This window comes from Variovorax sp. PMC12 (assembly GCF_003019815.1).
Classification (GTDB): domain Bacteria; phylum Pseudomonadota; class Gammaproteobacteria; order Burkholderiales; family Burkholderiaceae_C; genus Variovorax.
This window is the reverse complement of sequence record NZ_CP027773.1, coordinates 1,669,140-1,687,043: the sequence shown is the minus strand read 5'-3', so window position 1 is coordinate 1,687,043 and position 17,904 is coordinate 1,669,140. Positions and strand designations below refer to the sequence as shown.

Annotated in this window: 19 protein-coding genes and 1 pseudogene; 8 read left to right on the top strand and 12 right to left on the bottom strand. The window is 68.2% G+C overall.

Features of this window, described 5'->3' with window-relative positions:
• Window positions 1–32: 32 nt before the first annotated feature.
• On the top strand, window positions 33–1,331 hold the full coding sequence (locus C4F17_RS07850; RefSeq protein ID WP_106934853.1) for an aspartate carbamoyltransferase: 1,299 nt from the start codon (window positions 33–35) through the stop codon (window positions 1,329–1,331).
• A 19-nt stretch (window positions 1,332–1,350) separates the two neighbouring features.
• On the opposite strand, the gene C4F17_RS07845 is transcribed toward C4F17_RS07850, so the two are convergent.
• Entirely contained in the window at window positions 1,351–1,701 is a 351-nt protein-coding gene (locus C4F17_RS07845; protein WP_106934852.1) for a VOC family protein, read from the bottom strand.
• Window positions 1,702–1,876: 175 nt separating this feature from the next.
• Between C4F17_RS07845 and C4F17_RS07840 the strand changes: the two genes are divergently transcribed.
• The gene (locus C4F17_RS07840; RefSeq protein ID WP_106934851.1) at window positions 1,877–2,230 is read left to right on the top strand and encodes a hypothetical protein; all 354 of its coding nucleotides are present in this window, start codon (window positions 1,877–1,879) and stop codon (window positions 2,228–2,230) included.
• An 18-nt stretch (window positions 2,231–2,248) separates the two neighbouring features.
• Here the strand turns inward: C4F17_RS07840 and C4F17_RS07835 are convergent, their stop codons facing one another.
• From C4F17_RS07835 to C4F17_RS07825, 3 genes are all read right to left on the bottom strand, one after another.
• A complete protein-coding gene (locus C4F17_RS07835; RefSeq protein ID WP_106934850.1) occupies window positions 2,249–4,534 on the bottom strand; it encodes a glycoside hydrolase family 3 N-terminal domain-containing protein in 2,286 nt (761 codons plus the stop codon).
• A gap of 143 nt (window positions 4,535–4,677) precedes the next feature.
• Window positions 4,678–5,445, bottom strand: coding sequence for a class II aldolase/adducin family protein (locus tag C4F17_RS07830; RefSeq protein ID WP_081270119.1), 768 nt, complete (start codon window positions 5,443–5,445; stop codon window positions 4,678–4,680).
• 18 nt (window positions 5,446–5,463) lie between these two features.
• Entirely contained in the window at window positions 5,464–6,054 is a 591-nt protein-coding gene (locus tag C4F17_RS07825; protein WP_081270118.1) for an HD domain-containing protein, read from the bottom strand.
• Between the two features lie 118 nt (window positions 6,055–6,172).
• On the opposite strand from C4F17_RS07825, the gene C4F17_RS07820 reads away from it, so the two are divergent.
• A complete protein-coding gene (locus C4F17_RS07820) occupies window positions 6,173–6,895 on the top strand; it encodes a Crp/Fnr family transcriptional regulator (RefSeq protein ID WP_081270117.1) in 723 nt (240 codons plus the stop codon).
• A 26-nt stretch (window positions 6,896–6,921) separates the two neighbouring features.
• Here C4F17_RS07820 and C4F17_RS07815 read toward each other — a convergent pair whose 3' ends face one another.
• Window positions 6,922–8,109, bottom strand: a complete 1,188-nt coding sequence (locus C4F17_RS07815; RefSeq protein ID WP_106934849.1) for an ABC transporter substrate-binding protein — start codon at window positions 8,107–8,109, stop codon at window positions 6,922–6,924.
• A 9-nt stretch (window positions 8,110–8,118) separates the two neighbouring features.
• Window positions 8,119–8,322, bottom strand: a complete 204-nt coding sequence (locus tag C4F17_RS32710; protein WP_159053618.1) for a hypothetical protein — start codon at window positions 8,320–8,322, stop codon at window positions 8,119–8,121.
• On the opposite strand from C4F17_RS32710, the gene C4F17_RS07810 reads away from it, so the two are divergent.
• On the top strand, window positions 8,321–8,677 hold the full coding sequence (locus tag C4F17_RS07810) for an energy transducer TonB (protein ID WP_159053617.1): 357 nt from the start codon (window positions 8,321–8,323) through the stop codon (window positions 8,675–8,677). The two genes, C4F17_RS32710 and C4F17_RS07810, sit on opposite strands and share 2 nt — an antisense overlap.
• 22 nt (window positions 8,678–8,699) lie before the next feature.
• On the opposite strand, the gene trmB is transcribed toward C4F17_RS07810, so the two are convergent.
• From trmB to C4F17_RS07790, 4 genes are all read right to left on the bottom strand, one after another.
• On the bottom strand, window positions 8,700–9,455 hold the full coding sequence (gene trmB / locus C4F17_RS07805; RefSeq protein ID WP_106934847.1) for a tRNA (guanosine(46)-N7)-methyltransferase TrmB: 756 nt from the start codon (window positions 9,453–9,455) through the stop codon (window positions 8,700–8,702).
• Entirely contained in the window at window positions 9,455–10,357 is a 903-nt protein-coding gene (gene gluQRS, locus C4F17_RS07800; RefSeq protein ID WP_106934846.1) for a tRNA glutamyl-Q(34) synthetase GluQRS, read from the bottom strand. Before gluQRS ends, trmB begins: the two co-directional genes overlap by 1 nt.
• Window positions 10,358–10,364: 7 nt before the next feature.
• Window positions 10,365–11,465 carry an NAD(P)/FAD-dependent oxidoreductase gene (locus C4F17_RS07795; protein WP_081270112.1) on the bottom strand — a complete coding sequence of 367 codons (1,101 nt, stop codon included), beginning with the start codon at window positions 11,463–11,465 and terminating at the stop codon, window positions 10,365–10,367.
• Between the two features lie 118 nt (window positions 11,466–11,583).
• Window positions 11,584–12,537, bottom strand: a complete 954-nt coding sequence (locus tag C4F17_RS07790; protein ID WP_081270111.1) for a LysR family transcriptional regulator — start codon at window positions 12,535–12,537, stop codon at window positions 11,584–11,586.
• A gap of 161 nt (window positions 12,538–12,698) precedes the next feature.
• Here C4F17_RS07790 and C4F17_RS07785 point away from each other — a divergent pair, with 161 nt between their 5' ends.
• The 4 genes and pseudogenes from C4F17_RS07785 (at window position 12,699) to C4F17_RS07770 (ending at window position 15,658) form a co-directional block, all read left to right on the top strand.
• Window positions 12,699–13,400 (top strand): pirin family protein, encoded by a 702-nt coding sequence (locus C4F17_RS07785; RefSeq protein ID WP_106934845.1) that lies wholly within the window; start codon window positions 12,699–12,701, stop codon window positions 13,398–13,400.
• A gap of 78 nt (window positions 13,401–13,478) precedes the next feature.
• Window positions 13,479–13,895 carry a DoxX family protein gene (locus C4F17_RS07780; RefSeq protein ID WP_081270109.1) on the top strand — a complete coding sequence of 139 codons (417 nt, stop codon included), beginning with the start codon at window positions 13,479–13,481 and terminating at the stop codon, window positions 13,893–13,895.
• Window positions 13,896–14,033: 138 nt separating this feature from the next.
• Window positions 14,034–14,585, top strand: a complete 552-nt coding sequence (locus C4F17_RS07775; protein ID WP_081270108.1) for a flavodoxin family protein — start codon at window positions 14,034–14,036, stop codon at window positions 14,583–14,585.
• A 151-nt stretch (window positions 14,586–14,736) separates the two neighbouring features.
• Window positions 14,737–15,658: pseudogene (locus C4F17_RS07770) on the top strand (pirin family protein).
• 75 nt (window positions 15,659–15,733) lie between these two features.
• Here C4F17_RS07770 and C4F17_RS07765 read toward each other — a convergent pair.
• Together C4F17_RS07765 and C4F17_RS07760 are read right to left on the bottom strand one after the other, a co-directional pair.
• On the bottom strand, window positions 15,734–17,308 hold the full coding sequence (locus C4F17_RS07765) for a tripartite tricarboxylate transporter permease (RefSeq protein ID WP_081270106.1): 1,575 nt from the start codon (window positions 17,306–17,308) through the stop codon (window positions 15,734–15,736).
• A gap of 4 nt (window positions 17,309–17,312) precedes the next feature.
• Window positions 17,313–17,834, bottom strand: a complete 522-nt coding sequence (locus tag C4F17_RS07760; RefSeq protein ID WP_199851927.1) for a tripartite tricarboxylate transporter TctB family protein — start codon at window positions 17,832–17,834, stop codon at window positions 17,313–17,315.
• Window positions 17,835–17,904 lie beyond the last annotated feature (70 nt).

Here is a 17,904-nt window from a genome sequence, read left to right as displayed (position 1 = left end):
AAATATACGCATTGAGTATATATTCGCGGCCCATGAACAACATGCCGCAGCAGGTGCTCCTCCGCGACGCGATGCGTCAACTCAACATGACGCGCGACGCTTTTGCCGAACGCATCGGCAGCCGGAGGAGGGCTCTTGACGCCTGGCTCCTGCCAGACGAATCCAACGAATTCAGGGCCATGCCCGAGGTCGCGCGGCGCTTCGTGAGCGAAATCTTGGCTTCGGACGGTCGGCGCGAAGAATATACGCAGAGCGCACATGAAGGCGCCTTGCGCAAGGCCATGGCCACTGGCGGGGCGCATCACCTGCTTTCAGTCAACCAGCTCAACCGCGACGCCATCGACGAACTGTTCCAGCTCGCGGACGTCATGCAGCCCATTGCGCGCAGGCGCAAGGTCAGCCGCGTGCTCGAGGGCGCCGTGCTGGCCAACCTGTTCTTCGAGGCCAGCACACGCACCCGCGTGAGCTTCGGCGCGGCTTTCTGCCGGCTCGGCGGCGCGGTGTGCGACACCACTGGCTTCACCTTCTCGTCGATGGCCAAGGGCGAGTCGATCTACGACACCAGCCGCGTGATCGGCGGCTATGTCGACGCGATGGTGGTGCGGCACCCCGAGCAGGGCTCGGTCGCCGAATTCGCGCGCGCCACCAACGTGCCGGTCATCAACGGCGGCGACGGCCCGGGCGAGCACCCGAGCCAAGCGCTGCTCGACCTGTACACCATCCAGCGCGAGTTCTCGCGCCTGGGCAAGCTGGTGGACGGCGCGCACGTCGCGATGGTCGGCGACCTGAAATACGGCCGCACCGTGCATTCGCTCATCAAGCTGCTCGCGCTGTACAAGGGCCTGAAGTTCACGCTGATCTCGCCGCCTTCGCTGGCGATGCCGGCCGCCATCTTGGAAGCCGTGAGCCGCAACGGCCACGTGGTGGAAACCGCCGCCACGCCGGCTCGGGCACTGGCCGGCGCCGACATCATCTACGCCACGCGCATCCAGAAAGAGCGCTTCGCGAACGACGAGGTGCTGGAAGGCTTCGACAACGCATTCGAGATCAATCGCGCGCTGATCGAGTCGGCCTGCAAGCAGGACGTGGTGGTGATGCACCCGCTGCCGCGCGACGGCCGGCCCGGCTCGCACGACCTGAGCACCGACCTGAACAACGACCCGCGCCTGGCCATCTTCCGCCAGACCGACAACGGCATTCCGGTGCGCATGGCGATCTTCGCCACGCTGCTGGGCGTGGACAAGCTGGTGAGCCGCTCCATGCGCGACGCCGCATGGACGCCGCCGTCGCACATCGGGCCTGACGACAGCGTGTTCCACGGGCTCGACTGAGCCGGCGCCGCGCAGCCGCTCAGGCGTGCGCGAGGATGTTGACGAGCTTGCCGAAGGGATCGCGCACGTAGAAGCGGCGCACGCCCCAGGGCTCGTCGACCGGACCGTATTCGATGGCGAAGCCCGCGGCCTTCATGCGCTCGAAGGCCTCGTTCACGTCGTCCACCTCGATGGAGAGATCGGGCACCGGCGTGCCCGAGCCGCCCTCCGACGCAAAGCTCAGCTGCACAGCCGTTTCCGCTTGCAAGCCGTAGGTCTGTATCCAGCCGTGATCCATGAGCAGGTCGAGGCCGAGCACGTCCTTGTAGAAAACGGCGGCGCGCGCGGGAGCGGGCGTGGCGATGTTGGCGACGATGCGCTTGACTTTCATGGGGTGGGCTTCCTGATGGTGGCCTTTGATTCGCGAATATACGGTCCTCACACGCTGCTAACCGAACTCTCACGGCCCTCTAAGCCGACTCTCACCGCAGCATAAGCAGCCCCTCAGAGGCCAATAAGTGCGCCGTCCTAGAGTGAAAGCGTCGCTACTACTCAAGGAGACAGACATGAAAGTCCGTACCGTTACCCTGTGCATTGCCGCAGTGCCCGCGCTGGTGCTGGCCTCGTTCGCGCATGCGAGCGGGCGCGCCGATCCCGACTACCCGCAGATGTCGCATTCGACGCAGTCGCGCGATGCGGTGTCCGCGGATGCGGTGCGCGCCAACAACGGCATGCACGCCACCGAAGTGCTGGAGTCGCAGCCCGCGCCGGCCGTGAGCGGCCTCGACCGCGCACAGGTGCAGGCCGACGCGATCCGTGCCAACACCGGCATCCATCCGACGGAGGTCATGGAATCGCAGGTGGCGCCGCCGGTGGCTTCCGCGAACCTGCCAAGCACATCGAGCGCGTCCGGCGAATGAAGCTGCGCGCGGCCGCGTTCAGTCGCGCGTGAGAACGAAGCGCTTGCGGATGCCGCCGGCAGCCGAAGGCGCCACCCACAGGTCGAACTCGCCGGGCTCGACCGTGGGCTTCATGTCCCGGCCGATGAACTGCAGGTCGTCCTTGGTGAGCGTGAATTCGACTTGCGCCGACGCACCGGGCGCGATGCTCAGCTTGCGGAAGTCCTTCAGCTCGCGCACAGGCCGCGTCACGCTGGCCGCGCGCTCGGCCACGTAGAGCTGCACCACTTCCTCCGCATCGCGTTGCCCGGTGTTGGTGATGGTGGCGCGCACGCGCAGCGTGTCCGACATGGTGATGCGCTCCTGGCTCAGCTCCACGTCGTCGTAGCGCACCGGCGCATAGCCGATGCCGAAGCCGAAGGGGTAGAGCGCTTCGTGGGTCGCGTCGAGATAGCGGCTCTTGAAGGACATGCCCGGCGCGCTCTCGGGTGAGGGCCGGCCGGTGCGCTTGTGGGCGTAGTAGTAGGGCACTTGGCCCGCCGTCTGCGGAAAGCTCACAGGCAGCCGGCCCGAGGGATTGAAGTCGCCGAACAACACGTCGGCGATGGCGCCGCCCGTCTGCACGCCCAGGAACCAGGTGACGAGGATGGCGCGTGCGTTGCGCACCGCGCCCTTCAGCGCCATTGCGCGGCCGTTGCTCAGCAGCACGACCACCGGCTTGCCGGTGGCCGCCACGGCTTCGGCCAGGTCCTGCTGCGCCTGCGGCAGGCCGATGTCGCTGCGCGAACGCGCCTCGCCCGACATCTTCTCGCTCTCGCCGATGGCCAGCACCACCACGTCGGCGTTGCGCGCGGCGGCCACCGCGGCGTCGATGCCGCCCGGCAGTGCCGTGCCGATGCCCGAGCCGCGCACCACGGTGACCGACGAGTTGGCGCCCAGCGCCGCGCGCAGCCCCTGGTCGATGCCCACGGGTGCCGACTGCCCGGGGAACAGGCTCCAGGCGCCCATCAGGTCGACGGTGCCTTCGGCGAAGGGGCCGATCAGCGCGATCTTCGTGCCGGCCTTGGGCAGCGGCAGCAGCATGCGGTCGTTCTTCAGCATGACGATGGAGCGGCGCGCCGACTCGCGGGCCAGCGCAAGGAACTCGGGGTTTTCCGCGCGCTGCGACGCGGGCGGGCCGTCCAGGCCGCGCATCGGGTCGTCGAACAGGCCGAGCTTCTGCTTGACGTGCAGCACGCGCCGCACTGCCTCGTCGAGCCGCGCCATCGGCACCTCGCCAGAGGCCACGAGATCGGGCAGGTAGCGCATGTAGAGGCCGCTCTGCATGCTGACGTCGGTGCCGGCCAGGAAGGCCTGCTTGGCGGCCTCGCGCGGGTTCGCGGCGTAGCCGTGCTCGACCAGTTCCTCGTCGGCGGTGTAGTCGGAGACCACGAAGCCCTTGAACTTCCATTCGTCGCGCAGCACGCCGGTCAGCAGGTCGCGGTTGGCGGTGGAGGGGATGCCGCCGATCTCGTTGAAGGCGCTCATGACCGACAGCGCGCCCGCGTCGATGGCCGCACGGAACGGCGGCAGGTAGACCTCGCGCAAGGTGCGCTCCGAAATGTCGCTCACGTTGTAGTCGAGCCCGCCCTCGGCCGCGCCGTAGGCCGCGAAGTGCTTGGGCGTGGCCAGCATCGCGTCGGGGCGCGAAAGATCGCTCCCCTGGAAGCCGCGCACGCGGGCGGCGGCGAAGCGCTTCGACAGCAGCACGTCTTCGCCGGCGCCCTCCAGGCCGCGGCCCCAGCGTGCGTCGCGTGCGATGTCGACCATCGGCGCGAAGGTCCAGCGGAAACCATCGGCCGTGGCCTCGACCGCCGCGGCGCGCGCCGTGCGCTCGGCCAGCGCGGGCTCCCAGCTCGAGGCCTCGGCCAGGGGCATCGGGAACATGGTTCTGAAGCCGTGGATCACGTCCGCGCCGAAGATCAGCGGAATGCCCAGCCGCGACTCCTTCACCGCGATCTGCTGCAGCCGCCGCTTGCCTTCGAGGCCCGCGTTGTTGAACAGGCCGGTGAGGCGGCCGGCGCGCACGTCGGCCGTTTCCTGCTGCGCGTTTCGCCAGCCGGCCTGGGGGTTGTTGGGCGTGTCGATCTCGGCCGGGCCGTAGAGGCTGAGCTGCCCGGCTTTTTCCTGCGGCGTCATGCGGGCGATGAGCGCCTCGATGCGGGCATCGGCGTCCGCCGCGTCGGGGGCGGCCGATGCGGCGGGCAGGAAGAGCGCGAGGCAGAGCAGGAGGGCGCAGGCGGGGGCGAAAGAGGGCGCCGAAGGGCGCGGGAATCGGACGTGCATGGGCCTCTATTCTGCAGATGGCGGCCGTCGCCCCGGCAGAAATGGATGCGCGCTGTCCCGAGCCGCGTGGCAAGGCAAAAAAATGGCCGCCAACACCCGTCGCGCAGGCGGTGGCAGCCGTGGAAACCGGTCGCCGGCGTGGCTTATTGCTTGTAGCTGTCGTCGATGCGGTCCAGCTTGCGAATGAGCGAAGGCCAGACGAACGAGCCGCCGAGGCCGCCGGTCTGCACCTTCATGGCCTGGCCCACGCCTTCGACGATCTTCGGGTTCACGTGCGTGAGTTCGCTGCCGCCCGATTGCGCCGCGATCTGGATCTGGCAGGTGTTCTCGAAGGTGTACATCGACAGAAAGGCGTCGGCAATGGTCTTGCCGCAGGTCAGCAGGCCGTGGTTGCGCAGCATGAGGAAGTTGGCGTTGCCCATGTCTGCCTGCAGGCGCGGCTTCTCGTCGTCGCGGAAGGCCACGCCTTCGTAGTCGTGATAGGCCAGCGATGCCAGCACGAAGGTCGACTGCTGGCTGATGGGCAGCACGCCGTTCTTCTGCGCGCTCACGGCAATGCCGGCCTTGGTGTGGGTGTGCAGCACGCACTGGATGTCTTCGCGCGCGGCGTGCACCGCGCTGTGGATCACGAAGCCCGCCGGGTTCACAGGGTAGGGCGAGTCGATGATCTTGTTGCACTGCTGGTCGACCTTGACCAGGCTCGACGCGGTGATCTCGTCGAACATCAGGCCGTAGGGGTTGATCAGGAAGTGATGCTCCGGGCCCGGGATGCGCGCGCTGATGTGCGTGAACACCAGGTCGCTCCAGCCGTAGAGCGCCACCAGGCGGTAGCAGGCGGCGAGGTCGACGCGAAGCTGCCACTCCTCGGCGGAGACGAGCTTCTGGATTTCGGGTTGGGAGAAGGCGTTCATGGTTTCCTCTTGTCGATGTCAGGCGGCCGCGGGTTCGGTCAGCGCGGCCTTGTAGATGCTCTGCCTGGGCTGCGCCATCACGCGGCGCAGCATGGGCTCGAATTCGCCGATGGGCAGCGTCTCGGCCTTGGGGTCGAAGGCGGGGTTGTCGTAGAGCGCGCAGAACTCGGCCGTGCGCTCGTAGTGCGGATGGTCCTTGAAGTTGTCGCGCATGTTGCGGTCCAGCCCGATGTGGTGGAAGAAGTAGTGGCCCTGGAAGATGCCGTGGTTCTGCACCATCCAGTGGTTGGCCTCGCTCACGAAGGGCTTCAGGATGGCGGCGGCGATGTCGGGGTGGTTGAAGCTGCCCAACGTGTCGCCGATGTCGTGCAGCAGCGCGCACACCACGTATTCCTCGTCGCGGCCGTCGCGCAGGGCCCGCGTGGCGGTCTGCAGCGAATGGGTGTAGCGGTCGACCGGGAAGCCGCCGTAGTCGCCCTCGAGGATCTGCAGATGCTTGATCACGCGCGCGGGCAGGCCGCCCGTGAACTGCATGAATTCGCCGCCGATCAGTTGCCAGTCTTCGCGCGTGCTCTCCTGCATGCTCTTGAAACTTGCGCGTGCGTTCATCGTGGGAGTCTCCGTACTTGGGGTAGCGGCCACTGTATGCCCGTGCTTGACGCTGAACTGTCAAGAATTTGACAATGCGGTGTTCTGGTAAACCCCCGCCTCGCGCGGCTCCCCGCCCATGGCCGCTGCTCCCAAAACCCGGCTTTCGCCCCCGCACCGCGCGGCGCTGGAAGGCAATCCGTGGTTCACCAGCATTCCGCGCGCGCAGCGCGAAGCGCTGGTGGGCGCGGCCGAACTGCTGCATGTGCGGCGCGGCGCCATGGTGTTCCGCCAGGGCGACACCATCAACGCGGCGGGCGGCGGCTTCTACGGGCTGGTGGCCGGCAGCATCAAGATTTCATCGCTGCGCCAGGACGGGCGCGAGGCCATCCTGGCTGTGCTGGAGCCCGGCAACTGGTTCGGCGAGATCACGCTGATCGACGGCTCGCCGCGCACGCACGACGCCACCGCGCTCGAAGCGCTCGACCTGCTGGTGGTGCCGCCCGAGGCCTTCGTGCAGCTGATGCGAGACGGCGTGTTCGCCAACGCCATCGCGGCGATGCTGGCCGCGCGCGTGCGCATGCTCTACGGGCTGGCCGAAGACGCCACGCTGCGCAGCCTGCGCGCCCGCGTGGCGCACCGGCTGCTGGTGCTGGCGCGCGGCGACGCCACGCAGTCGCCGCACACGCGCAGCAACGTGGCGCTGCCGCAGGAGGCGTTGGCGATGATGCTCGGCGTGACGCGCCAGACGCTGTCGAAGGAGCTCAATGCGCTGGCGGCAGAGGGCGTGGTTGCGCTGGGCTACGGGCGCATCGAGCTGCTGTCGCTCGATGCGCTGCAGGCGCTGGTGCGCACCGGCTGAGGTGACGTTCGATGCGTGCTCGCGGTTCAGCGCAGCACGCGGCCGTCCGATGAAATGCTGATGAGGTCGATGCTGCGCACGTTGTCGCGCAGGCCCGGGCGCAGGTTGATGCGGAAGCCGCCGACGTCGTAGTCGGTCATGCCGGTCATCACGCGCTGCAGGCTCGCGCTGCTGAAGCCCTTGCCCGCGCGGCGCACCGCTTCGCCGGCGGCCTTGGCGGCGATGAAGCCTTCGAGTCCTTCGTAAGACGCGGTCTGGTCGGAGTTGTCGACCGCCGCCAGGTACTCCTTGACGATCGGGATGGCCGAGGGCCGGGGCGATGGCACCACCTGCGAGATGACGATGCCGCCGATGTCCTTGCCCAGCGTGGCGTAGAGCGGGTCGATGCCGACGATCGAGAAGGCCATGAAGTTGCCCGTGTAGCCGCTCTTGCGCAGCTTGCGGATGGCGTTGGCCGTGGTGCCCGAAAGCGACACCAGCACGATGGCCTGGGGCGACTGCTGCTGCACGGCCTTCAGCGCGGCGTCGAGCTTGCCGCCGTCGGCCGGCACCAGCGCGGTCGCCACCAGCGGCGGCAGCTTGAGTTCGCTCGCGGCCTGCTGCACGGCCGCCAGGCCGGCGCGGCCCATGGCGTCGTCGTCGCCGACCAGCGCGACACGGGTCTGCCCCACGGTGGCGCACTGGCGCACGATCTTCAGGGCCTCGTCGATCATGCCGGGGCGTACGTGGAACACGTTGGGGTGGTCGGCGCCGCGCAGCGCGTCGGAGGCCGCGAAGGGCGCGAACAGCAGGCTGCCCTGTTGCGTGGCCACATTGGCGCCGGCTTCGCTGCTGGCGGTGCCGACGAAGCCGAACAGCATGTCGGCCTTGTGGGTGGCCAGCAGGGTGCGCGCGTTCGCGGTGGCGCGCGCGGCGTCATAGCCGTCGTCGAGCTGCAGCAGCTTCAGCTGCAGGCCGCTGGCGGCGTTGCGTTCATTGAAATCGCTCACCGCCAGCCGGCTGCCGGCGGCGAATGCGGTGCCGATCTCATAGGCGGTGCCGGTAAGCGGCACCGATTGGCCCAGCAGCACCACCCGTGGCGCGCCGGCAGCCGATGCTGACGAGCGTGTGGCTTGCGCCAGTGCGGGTCCTGCTGCGCTGCCCAGGCCCAGGCCGTTGCCCAGGAGCAGTGCACCGTATGCTTTTCCCAGCCAATCCCTGCGTGACGTGTTCATGAGACACCTTTATTTACGGTAGTAAAAAAGTGTAGCAATTTCAGGACCATGGCGGAAGGCAAGGAACCGGCGACAGAATTCGTGGATGAAAAGAGCTGTCAGATGGATCGGTTTGTGCGGGTCGTTCGTGTTGGCGGGATGCATGGCGACAGCGCCGGAGGCGGTGCGGCCCGGGCCGCCCACGGTGGCGGAAGCGCCTGCTGCGGAAATCATGATTGCCGCGCCGCCCGAACCGCCGGTTTCGACTGCGCCGCCTGCGCCGCTCCGCCCGCCCGAAGCCGTGGCCAGCGATGGCGCGGTGACCCAGGCGGTGGCACTGAAGAAGCGTCCGCCTGCCTATCCGGCTGAACTGGCTCGGCAGGAAATCCCGGGCCGGGTGGTGCTGGTCTTCGTGGTCGGCCAGTCGGGGCGCCCCGAGAATGTGCGCATCGAGTACGCCTCGCACCCGCTGTTCGCCAAGGCGGTGCTCGCCGTGGTGCCTGAATGGCGTTTCGAGCCGGCGCGCGACGCTGGCGGGCACGCGGTGCGCACGCAGATGCGCGTGCCGCTCACGTTCCTGCTCGACTAGGCAGCGAGCCGGGACCGGCGTTTCAGGCCTTGCGCTCGAACACCAGGTCCCACACGCCGTGGCCCAGCTTGATGCCCCGGTTCTCGAACTTGGTGAGCGGGCGGTAGTCGGGCTTGGGCGCGTAGCCCTCGGCCGTGTTGCGCAGCAGAGGCTCGCCCGACAGCACCTCGAGCATCTGCTCGGCATAGGGCTGCCAGTCAGTGGCGCAGTGGATGTAGCCGCCGGAGCGCAGGTGCTGCGCGAGCTTGGTCACGAATTCGGGCTGGATCAGGCGGCGCTTGTTGTGGCGCTTCTTGTGCCATGGGTCCGGAAAGAACACATGCACGCCGGCCAGCGTGCCGGGCTGCAGCATGTGGTCGAGCACGTCGACCGCGTCGTGCGCGCAGATGCGGATGTTCGACAGCGACTGCTCGCCGATGCGCTTGAGCAGCGCGCCCACGCCGGGCTCGTGCACTTCGCAGCAGAAGAAGTTGGTCTCGGGCAGCACCGTCGCGATGTGCGCGGTGGCCTCGCCCATGCCGAAGCCGATCTCCAGCACCGTGGGGCCGGCGCGGCCGCCGAAGGCCGCCGTCAGGTCGAGCGGCTCGGGCTTGTAGGGCACCAGGTACAGCGGGCCCAGTTCGGAGAAGGCGCGCGCCTGGCCTTCGGTGGTGCGGCCGCCGCGCTTCACGAAGCTCTTGAGGCGTCGATGCAGCGGATGCGGCTTGTCCGCGTCGTCGGGGGCAGGCGCTTCTTCGCTGCGCGGGAGGTCGTTGGGCACGGTGTCGGGAAGGTTCATTACGGCCGCGAATTGTAGAGATCGCGCCATTCGGGCACCCAGGCGGCCAGCGCGCCCGCGCAATCGGTGGCCGTGGCGGGCCGCAGGCCGAGCACGCGCGCGGCGGTGTCGAGCGCGGCCAGCGCGGCTGCCGGCGTGCCGGTGTCGAGGGCGGTGGCGCCGTTCTGCTTGGAAAGCTTGTCGCCGTCGGCTGCGCGCACCAGCGGCGTGTGCAGGTAGGTCGGCGTGGGAAAGCCGAGCGCGCGCTGCAGCAGGATCTGCCGGGCCGTGTTGTCGGTGAGGTCCTCGCCGCGGACCACGTCGGTCACGCCCTGGTCGGCGTCGTCGACCACCACGGCGAGCTGATAGGCCCAGGGGCCGTCTGCGCGCCGCAGCACGAAGTCGCCGACCTCGCGGCTGACGTCCTGGCACTGGCGGCCGAGGCGGCGGTCGGTGAAGCAGATTTCGCCACCCGCGAATTTCTCTGTGGCAAAGCGCCAGGCGCGTGCCGGCTTGCCGTGCAGGCCGTCGCGGCAGGTGCCGGGGTACACCCGCTCGCCGTGCCGCTCATGCCGCTGGCCGAGCCGCGCGAGCGCCTCGTCGATGTCCTTGCGCGAGCAGCCGCAGGGGTAGGCCAGCCCAAGTTCCTGCAGCCGCGCCAGCGCGGCCTCGTAGTGCGCGGTGCGCTGCGTCTGCCATGCCGGGGGCTCGTCGGGCAGCAAGGCGCAGTCGGCGAGCTGCCGGAGGATGCGCTCGCCCATGCCGGGCAGGCAGCGCTCGGTGTCGGCGTCTTCGATGCGCACCAGCCAGCGTGCCTGCGGCCCGCGCGCGCGCACGTCGAGCCAGCTGGCAAGCGCGGCCACCAGCGAGCCCGCGTGCAGCGGGCCGGTGGGCGAGGGGGCGAAGCGGCCGGTCTCCCTCATCTCCCGTTCAGATGACGGCGAGTGCGAGCGACAGGCCCGAGACGAAAGCGTCTTCCACCCGGTGCCCGATGCACCAGTCGCCGGCCACGCCGATGCGGGCCTTGGCATCCCAGAGGTGCGTGGTGCCCACCGGCACTTGCGTCTGGGCTTCGTTCCAGCGCAGCGCCTGGGCGTGCGCGGGCGTGGCATGGATGCCGGTGATCTCGGCGAAGGCGCGCAGCAGCTTGGCTTCGACGCGTGCGGGCGTGTCGCGCAGGTGTTCCTGCGACCAGGTGGCGCTGGCCTGCAGCGTCCAGCGCTCGACCGGCTCGCGGCCGGGCTTGGACGATTCGCGCGCCAGCCAGGCCACGCGGTGGTGGGTGCTGCGCGCCGCGTTCCACTGCGGGCCGAGATGCGACATGTTGGGCTGGTTGGCCTGGGGGTAGGCAATCATCAGCGTCCAGCAGGGCGCGATGCGCACCGGCTCGACCTTGGCGGCGAGCCGGGCGGAGAGCCTGTCGCCATCCAGCAGCGCGCGCGCGGGCGAAGGCGGCACGGCGAGCAGCACGGCGTCGAAACCGGAATAGACGTGAAGGGAGTCGTCGGCGCCCGCGGTGCGCAGCTGCCAGCGCTTGGGGTCGAGCGCATCGGGCTCGATCTGCGTGACCTGCGTGCCGGTGACGAGGCTGTCGCCCAGCGGCTTGGCCCAGTGGGCCACCAGCGCGTCCATGCCGGGCTGCGCCACCCAATGCGATTCGAGCGAGGGCAGTGCGGCCTCGGCCACGCGGCCGTGGGCGTCGAGCACGCGCACGAGGTTGGCGCTCCAGCGCTTGCAGACGCCGGGCGTGTTCTCGAGGGCCAGCGCGAAGCGCGGGTCGCGCACGGTGAAGTACTGGGCGCCGCTGTCGAAGCGGCCGAAAGCGGTGTCGACGCTGGCCATGCGGCCACCGGCCGTGGCCTCGCGCTCGAACACCGTGACCTTGTGGCCGGCCTGCACCAGGGTTCGGGCACAAGCCACGCCGGCAATGCCGGCGCCGACGACGGCGTAGTGCCGTGACGGGGGCGTGGAACGCGGGGTGGCCGGGGTTCGGTGGCGGTCGGCGGGTTTTGCAGTTGCGCGAGAGGTCATGACGGACTCTTTTCTTCTGGATGGGAGGCGGTTGGATGTGTCTGCACTCTACATCGGTCCGCAGGGGGCTTTGCCTGAGGGCACACCCTTAGCGCGGCGGCGCGATTCCGGGTCATGCTCATCGACCGCGGTGCCGTTCGAGCAATGCGCGCCGGGTGCCTTCATGCTCGAACTGCGCGAGCCACCATTCGAGCGCACGGCCCGGCTTGCCGGCGCTGCGCACGCGCCATGCGCAGTGCAGGGCGCCCAGCGGCGGCATGCGCTCGGTCTTCAGTTCGACCAGGTGCCCCGCCTCGATGTACGGCCGCGCCATCGGCTCGGGAAGAAAGCCGCCGCCCAGCCCATGCAGTTGCGCCGCGATCTTGGCCTGCATGCTCGGCACCGTCAGCACGTCCTGCCCGCCCATCAGGTTGACCGTCATCGGCGTGCCGTGGCGCGTGGAGTCGGCGGCGGCCACCGCGCGGTGCTCGCGCATCACGGCGTCGCTCAGGGGCTGGGGCAGGCGTGCGAGCGGATGGTGCGGCGCCACGGCGTAGACGAAGCGCAGCTCGCCGATCAACCGGCTGCGGATGCCGGTGGCGGTGAAGGCCAGGCTGGCCGCGTCGAGCACCGCGCCGATCGCCAGGTCGGCCTCGCCGCTGGTTAGCGCCTCGATGGTGCCCATCAGCGTCTCGTCACGCAGCTTGAGCCGCGTGGGCGGATCGAGCGCGAAGAAGGCGGTGGCCAGGTCGAGCAGCGGGTCGCGCGCGATCACGCTGTCGACCGCGATGGTCAGCATCGGCTCCCAGCCGGTGGCCACCCGCTTCACGCGGTTGGCCACCGCGTCGATTTCATGGAGGAGCCGGTCGGCCTCGCGCAGCAGTTCGGCGCCGGCCTCGGTCAGCCGCGCCTGGCGCGCGCTGCGGTCGAACAGGAGCACGTCGAGCGCGTCCTCGATCTGCCGCACGCGGTAGCTCAGGGCGCTGGGCACCAGGTCCAGCGTGCGCGCGGCGGCGGCAAAGCTGCCCGTGGCGACCACGGTCTGGAGCATGGCCAGGGCGTCGGGGGTCAGTACGTCTCGGGGACTGGGCATCGTGGATCCATTGATCAAATTATTTGAATGGTGCCATCAAAACGCGGCGTCTTTCCGAACGGGGTGCGGACCTAAAGTTCTTTACATCCGCTGCGCATCCGGCGCGGCATACGAAGAAGGCCCGTTCATCCCCACGGGGCAGGGCCAAAAGGAGTTCGACGATGTTGCAAGTCCGTAAATCACAGGAACGCGGTTATGCCGACCATGGCTGGCTGCGCTCGTTCCACAGCTTTTCCTTCGCCAACTATTACGACCCGGCCCACATGGGCTTCGGCAACCTGCGCGTGATCAACGAAGACCGCGTGGCGGCGGGCGCCGGCTTCGGCACCCACGGCCACAAGGACATGGAGATCATCAGCTACGTGCTGTCGGGCGAGCTGGCGCACAAGGACAGCATGGGCAACGTGGAGAGCATTCCGCCCGGCGACGTGCAGCGCATGAGCGCGGGCCGCGGCGTGATGCACAGCGAGTTCAACCACAAGGCCGACGAGACCACGCACTTCCTGCAGATCTGGATCCAGCCGAACGTGCGCGGCATCGAGCCCGGCTACGAACAGAAGCAGTTCAGCGACGCCGAGAAGCGCGGCAAGCTGCGCCTGGTGGCTTCGCCCGACGGCAGCGACGGCTCGGTGAAGGTGCATGCCGACGCACGCCTCTACGCAGGCCTGCTCGACGGTGAGGAAAAAGCCAGCCTGCCGCTCGACCCGGCGCGCAAGAGCTATGTGCACCTGGTGCGCGGCGAGCTCGAAGTGAACGGCCAGAAGCTCTCGGGCGGTGACGCCGCGATGCTCGAGGGCGAATCGCAGCTGACGCTGGCCGACGGCAAGGACGCCGAAGTGCTGGTGTTCGACCTGGCCGCCTGATCCCCCTTGCCGGGCGCCCCTCGCCCGGCTTTTTTTCCGTTCCTTTTTCAATTTCAACAACCGAGGAGTTCTTCAAACATGGCAACCACAAACACCACCAATTCGGCACAAGACACGCTGGCGCTGATTGGCCGCATCCTGATCGCCTACCTGTTCATTCCCGCCGGCTTCGGCAAGCTCATGGGCTTCGGCGGCACGGTCGGCTACATCACCTCCGCCGGCCTGCCGCTGCCCGAGGTGGCCGCGGTGATCGCGATCATCATCGAGCTGGGCCTGGGCATCGCGCTGCTGCTGGGCTTCAAGACGCGCTGGACCGCCATCGTGATGGCGATCTTCACCGTTGCGACGGCGCTGTTCTTCCACAAGTACTGGTCCGCACCTGAAGCGATGAAGATGATGCAGCAGATCAACTTCAACAAGAACATCGCGATCGCCGGCGGCCTGCTTGCTTTCGCAGCCTTCGGTGCCGGTCGTTTCAGCATCGATAAAAAGTAAGCTTGAGTCTGGCGGGGCGATCACGCCGACGGGGTACTCTGCTCCGCGAATGTCCCCCGCCCTTCGGGCTCCTCCTTTATTTCGCTGCGCAGAGCACCCCGAACAACGAACATTCATCTCATCTCGGAGAAAAATCTCATGGCAAACATCGTCATCGTCTTCCATTCCGGCTACGGCCACACCCAACGCGTGGCTCAAGCCGTGGCAGACGGCGCAGGCGCGCAACTGCTCGCCATCGACGCCGACGGCAACCTGCCCGAAGGCGGCTGGGAAACGCTGGCCGCGGCCGACGCCATCGTCTTCGGCTCGCCCACCTACATGGGCGGCGTGAGCTGGCAGTTCAAGAAGTTCGCCGACGCCTCGTCCAAGGTCTGGTACACGCAGGGCTGGAAAGACAAGCTCTTCGCCGGGTTCACCAACAGCGCCACCATGAACGGCGACAAGGTCACCACGCTGACCTACCTCTGGACCCTGGCCATGCAGCACAGCGGCATCTGGGTCAGCATGGGCATCCTGCCGACCAACAACAAGGCCGCCACGCGCGACTCGATGAACTACGTGGGCGGCTACGGCGGCCTGCTGACACAATCGCCCTCCGACGCCAGCCCCGCCGAAATGCTCAAGGGCGACTTCGACACCGCCCGCGCATTCGGCGAGCGCATCGCAGCGGTGGCAAAGTCGCGGGGTTGAAACCACCCCCAGGCTTCGCGCACTTCGTGTGTCGCTTCGCCAACCCCCTCACCGGGGGCGACACCGGCGGCCCGGCAAAGCCGGTCCCACGCTGTCCCGCGAATGGGCCGCGACGAACGAAGCCGATCACTCACTCATCACGGAGAACACGATGACCGACGCCAGTCCAGAGACTCAACTGCTTCGACCGCACGACAAGGACCTGGGCGGCGGCTTCAAGGTGCGGCGGCTGCTGCCGGCGGCGCAGCGCCGCTCGGTCGGGCCGTTCGTGTTCTTCGACCACTTCGGCCCCGCCACCGAAGTGCCGGGCAGCGAGCACGACGTGCGGCCGCATCCGCACATCGGGCTGTCCACGGTCACCTACCTCTTCAAGGGCGCGATGATGCATCGCGACAGCCTCGGCAGCGTGCAGGAGATCCTGCCCGGCGCCATCAACTGGATGACCGCGGGGCGCGGCATCGTGCACTCCGAGCGCAAGCCCGACCGCCTCAAGGCCGACACCTACGAGAACCACGGCCTGCAACTGTGGGCCGCGCTGCCGCAGGCGCATGAAGAGGTCGAGCCGAGCTTCGAACACACGCCCGCCGGCGCCATCCCGGAAGTGGTGGTGCAGGGCGTCGACGTGCGCGTGCTGGTGGGCGAAGCCTTCGGCGTGCGCTCTCCGGTCAAGACGCTGTCGCAGACCTTGTACCTCGACATCGCATTGCCGGCCGGCGGCCGCTTCGAACTGCCCGCGCTGGCGCCGGAACTGGCCGTGTACACGGTCGATGCCGAAGCGAGTCGACGGCGAACCGGTGGCCGCGCACACCATGGCCGTGCTGCCCGCCGGGCAGGGCGCGGTGCTCACGGCCGACACCGCCGTGCGGCTGATGGTGATCGGCGGCGAGCCGCTCGATGGGCCGCGCTACATCACCTGGAACTTCGTTTCCAGCCGGCGCGAGCGCATCCTCGAGGCCGGTGCCGATTGGGCGGCGCAACGCATGGGCCACGTGCCCGGAGAAACCGAGTTCATTCCGCTGCCGGGCAAGCCCTTCGGCGTGCGCGAGCCGGATACCGGCACCACACCTGTCTGAGACAGGCCCCCTCGAAAATGAAAAAGGCCCGCATCAGCGGGCCTTGTTCTTCGTGGAGCGGAGAGCAGGTTCGGCTTACTTGCCGCCGCCGCCCATCGAGGCAGCTTCCGCGGGCGGTGCGCCCTCAGGCGGCTTGGGCAGATCCACCATGGCCTTGCGCCCGCCGCGACCGCGCCATGCCGAGTAGCCCACGCCCAGCAGCAGCAGCGCGCACAGGCCGATGAAGGTGCCGCTGATAGGGCGCGTCACGAACACCGACATGTCGCCGCGCGAGAGCAGCAGCGCGCGGCGGAAGTTCTCTTCCACCATCGGCCCGAGCACGAAGCCCAGCAGGATCGGCGCGACCGAGAACTCCAGCGTCATCAGCACCGCGCCGACGATGCCGAACACCAGCACTTCCCAGATCTGGAACAGGCTGTTCTGCGTGCTGTACACGCCCGTTGCAATGAAGAACATCGCGGCAGGGAACAGGTACTTGTAGGGCACCTTCAGCAGCTTCACCCACACGCCGATCATCGGCACGTTCAGGATGACGAGGATCACGTTGCCGATCCAGAAGGAGGCGATCAGGCCCCAGAAGATGTCCGGATGCTCGGTGATGAGCTGCGGGCCGGGCTGGATGCCCTGGATCAGCAGCGCACCCAGGATCAGCGCCATCACCGCGTCGCCGGGAATGCCCAGGCTCATGGTCGGGATGAAGTCGACCTGCGTCTTCGAGTGCGCGGAGGCTTCGGGCCCGGCCACGCCTTCGATCATGCCGGTGCCGAACTTGTTCGGCGTCTTCGACACCTTGCGCTCCAGCGCATAGGCGATGAAGGTGGTGATGGTCGGGCCGGTGCCGGGCATGGCGCCGAACACCGTGCCGACGAGCGTGCCGCGGATCATGGCGGGGAAGGCGCGCTTGAGCTCTTCCTTGCTCGGGCGCATGTCGCTGAGCTTGAGCGTGCCGGTGTCGCCGATGGCCTTCATGCGGTTCACGTTGAGCAGGAAGTCGGCCACGCCAAACAGGCCCATCGAGATCGCCACCAGTTCCAGGCCGTCGCTGAGCTCAGGCAGGCCGAACGCGAAGCGGAAGCTGCCGCTGTTCACGTCGGTGCCGACCACGCCGCACAGCAGGCCGAACAGCGTCATGGCCACGCCCTTGAGCGGCGAGCCGCGCGACATGGTGGAGCCGGCCAGCAGGCCCAGCAGCATGATCGAGAAGATCTCGGTCGGGCCGAACTTGAACGCGATCTGCACCAGCAGCGGCGAGGCGAAGATCATCACGATGATGCCGACGGAGGCCGCGAAGAACGAGGCGATCATCGTCACCCCGAGCGCGACGCCCCCCTTGCCCTGCTTGGTCATGGGGTACCCGTCCAGGCAGGTCACCGCATGCGGCGGGTGGGACGGCATGTTCATCAGGATGGCGCCGATGGCGCCGCCGTACTGCGAGCCGTAGAAGATGCCGGCCAGCATCAGGATGGCGGGCACCGGGTGCATCACGTAGGTGAGCGGCAGCAGGATCGAGATGGCCTGCAGCGCGCCCATGCCCGGCAGCACGCCGATCAGGTTGCCCACCAGCACGCCGAAGAAGGACCACAGCAGGTTCGAGCCCTGGAAGGCAACGCCGAAGCCGAACCACAGGTCATGTAGCGATTGACCGATCATGATCTCAGCCTCCCCACTGGAACAGGGGGAGCTGCAGCTTGAGCGCCCACCAGAAGACGACCACCGCGATGAACGACATCGCGAGCGAGAGCAGCACTGCTTCGGTCAGCGTGTTGTCGCGGTCGCCGAGCGCCGAGATGAACACGATGGCGAAGGTCGCCGGCAGCAGGCCGCCGTACTCGCCGAACAGCAGGAACGCGAGGATGCCCAGGATGATGCAGACACCGCCGCGGATGTCGGGCATGCCGCCCGGATGGCCGTGCGAGACGGCCTCTTCGGATACGGGCTTGTCGCCGCGCGCGGACAGCGCGATGAGCAGGCCCGTGAGCGCCAGCAGCGCGCCCAGCGCCACCGGGAAGAAGCCCGGGCCCATGTGCGCGAGCTCGCCCACGCGGTAGCCGATGCCGGCGTAGACCGCGGCCAGTCCGATGACGATCAGCAGGGCGCCGCCGTAGTAGTCTTTCTTGAATCTGGAAGCGGGCCGGGGCGCGTGCGAGGCCGGATCTTCACCGAGCTGGTGCTGCATAAGTCTCCTTCGATTTGGAAGGAGGGCAGTCTAGGAATCGAGGCTTTCAATCCCCTTTCGGGTGGGGCGC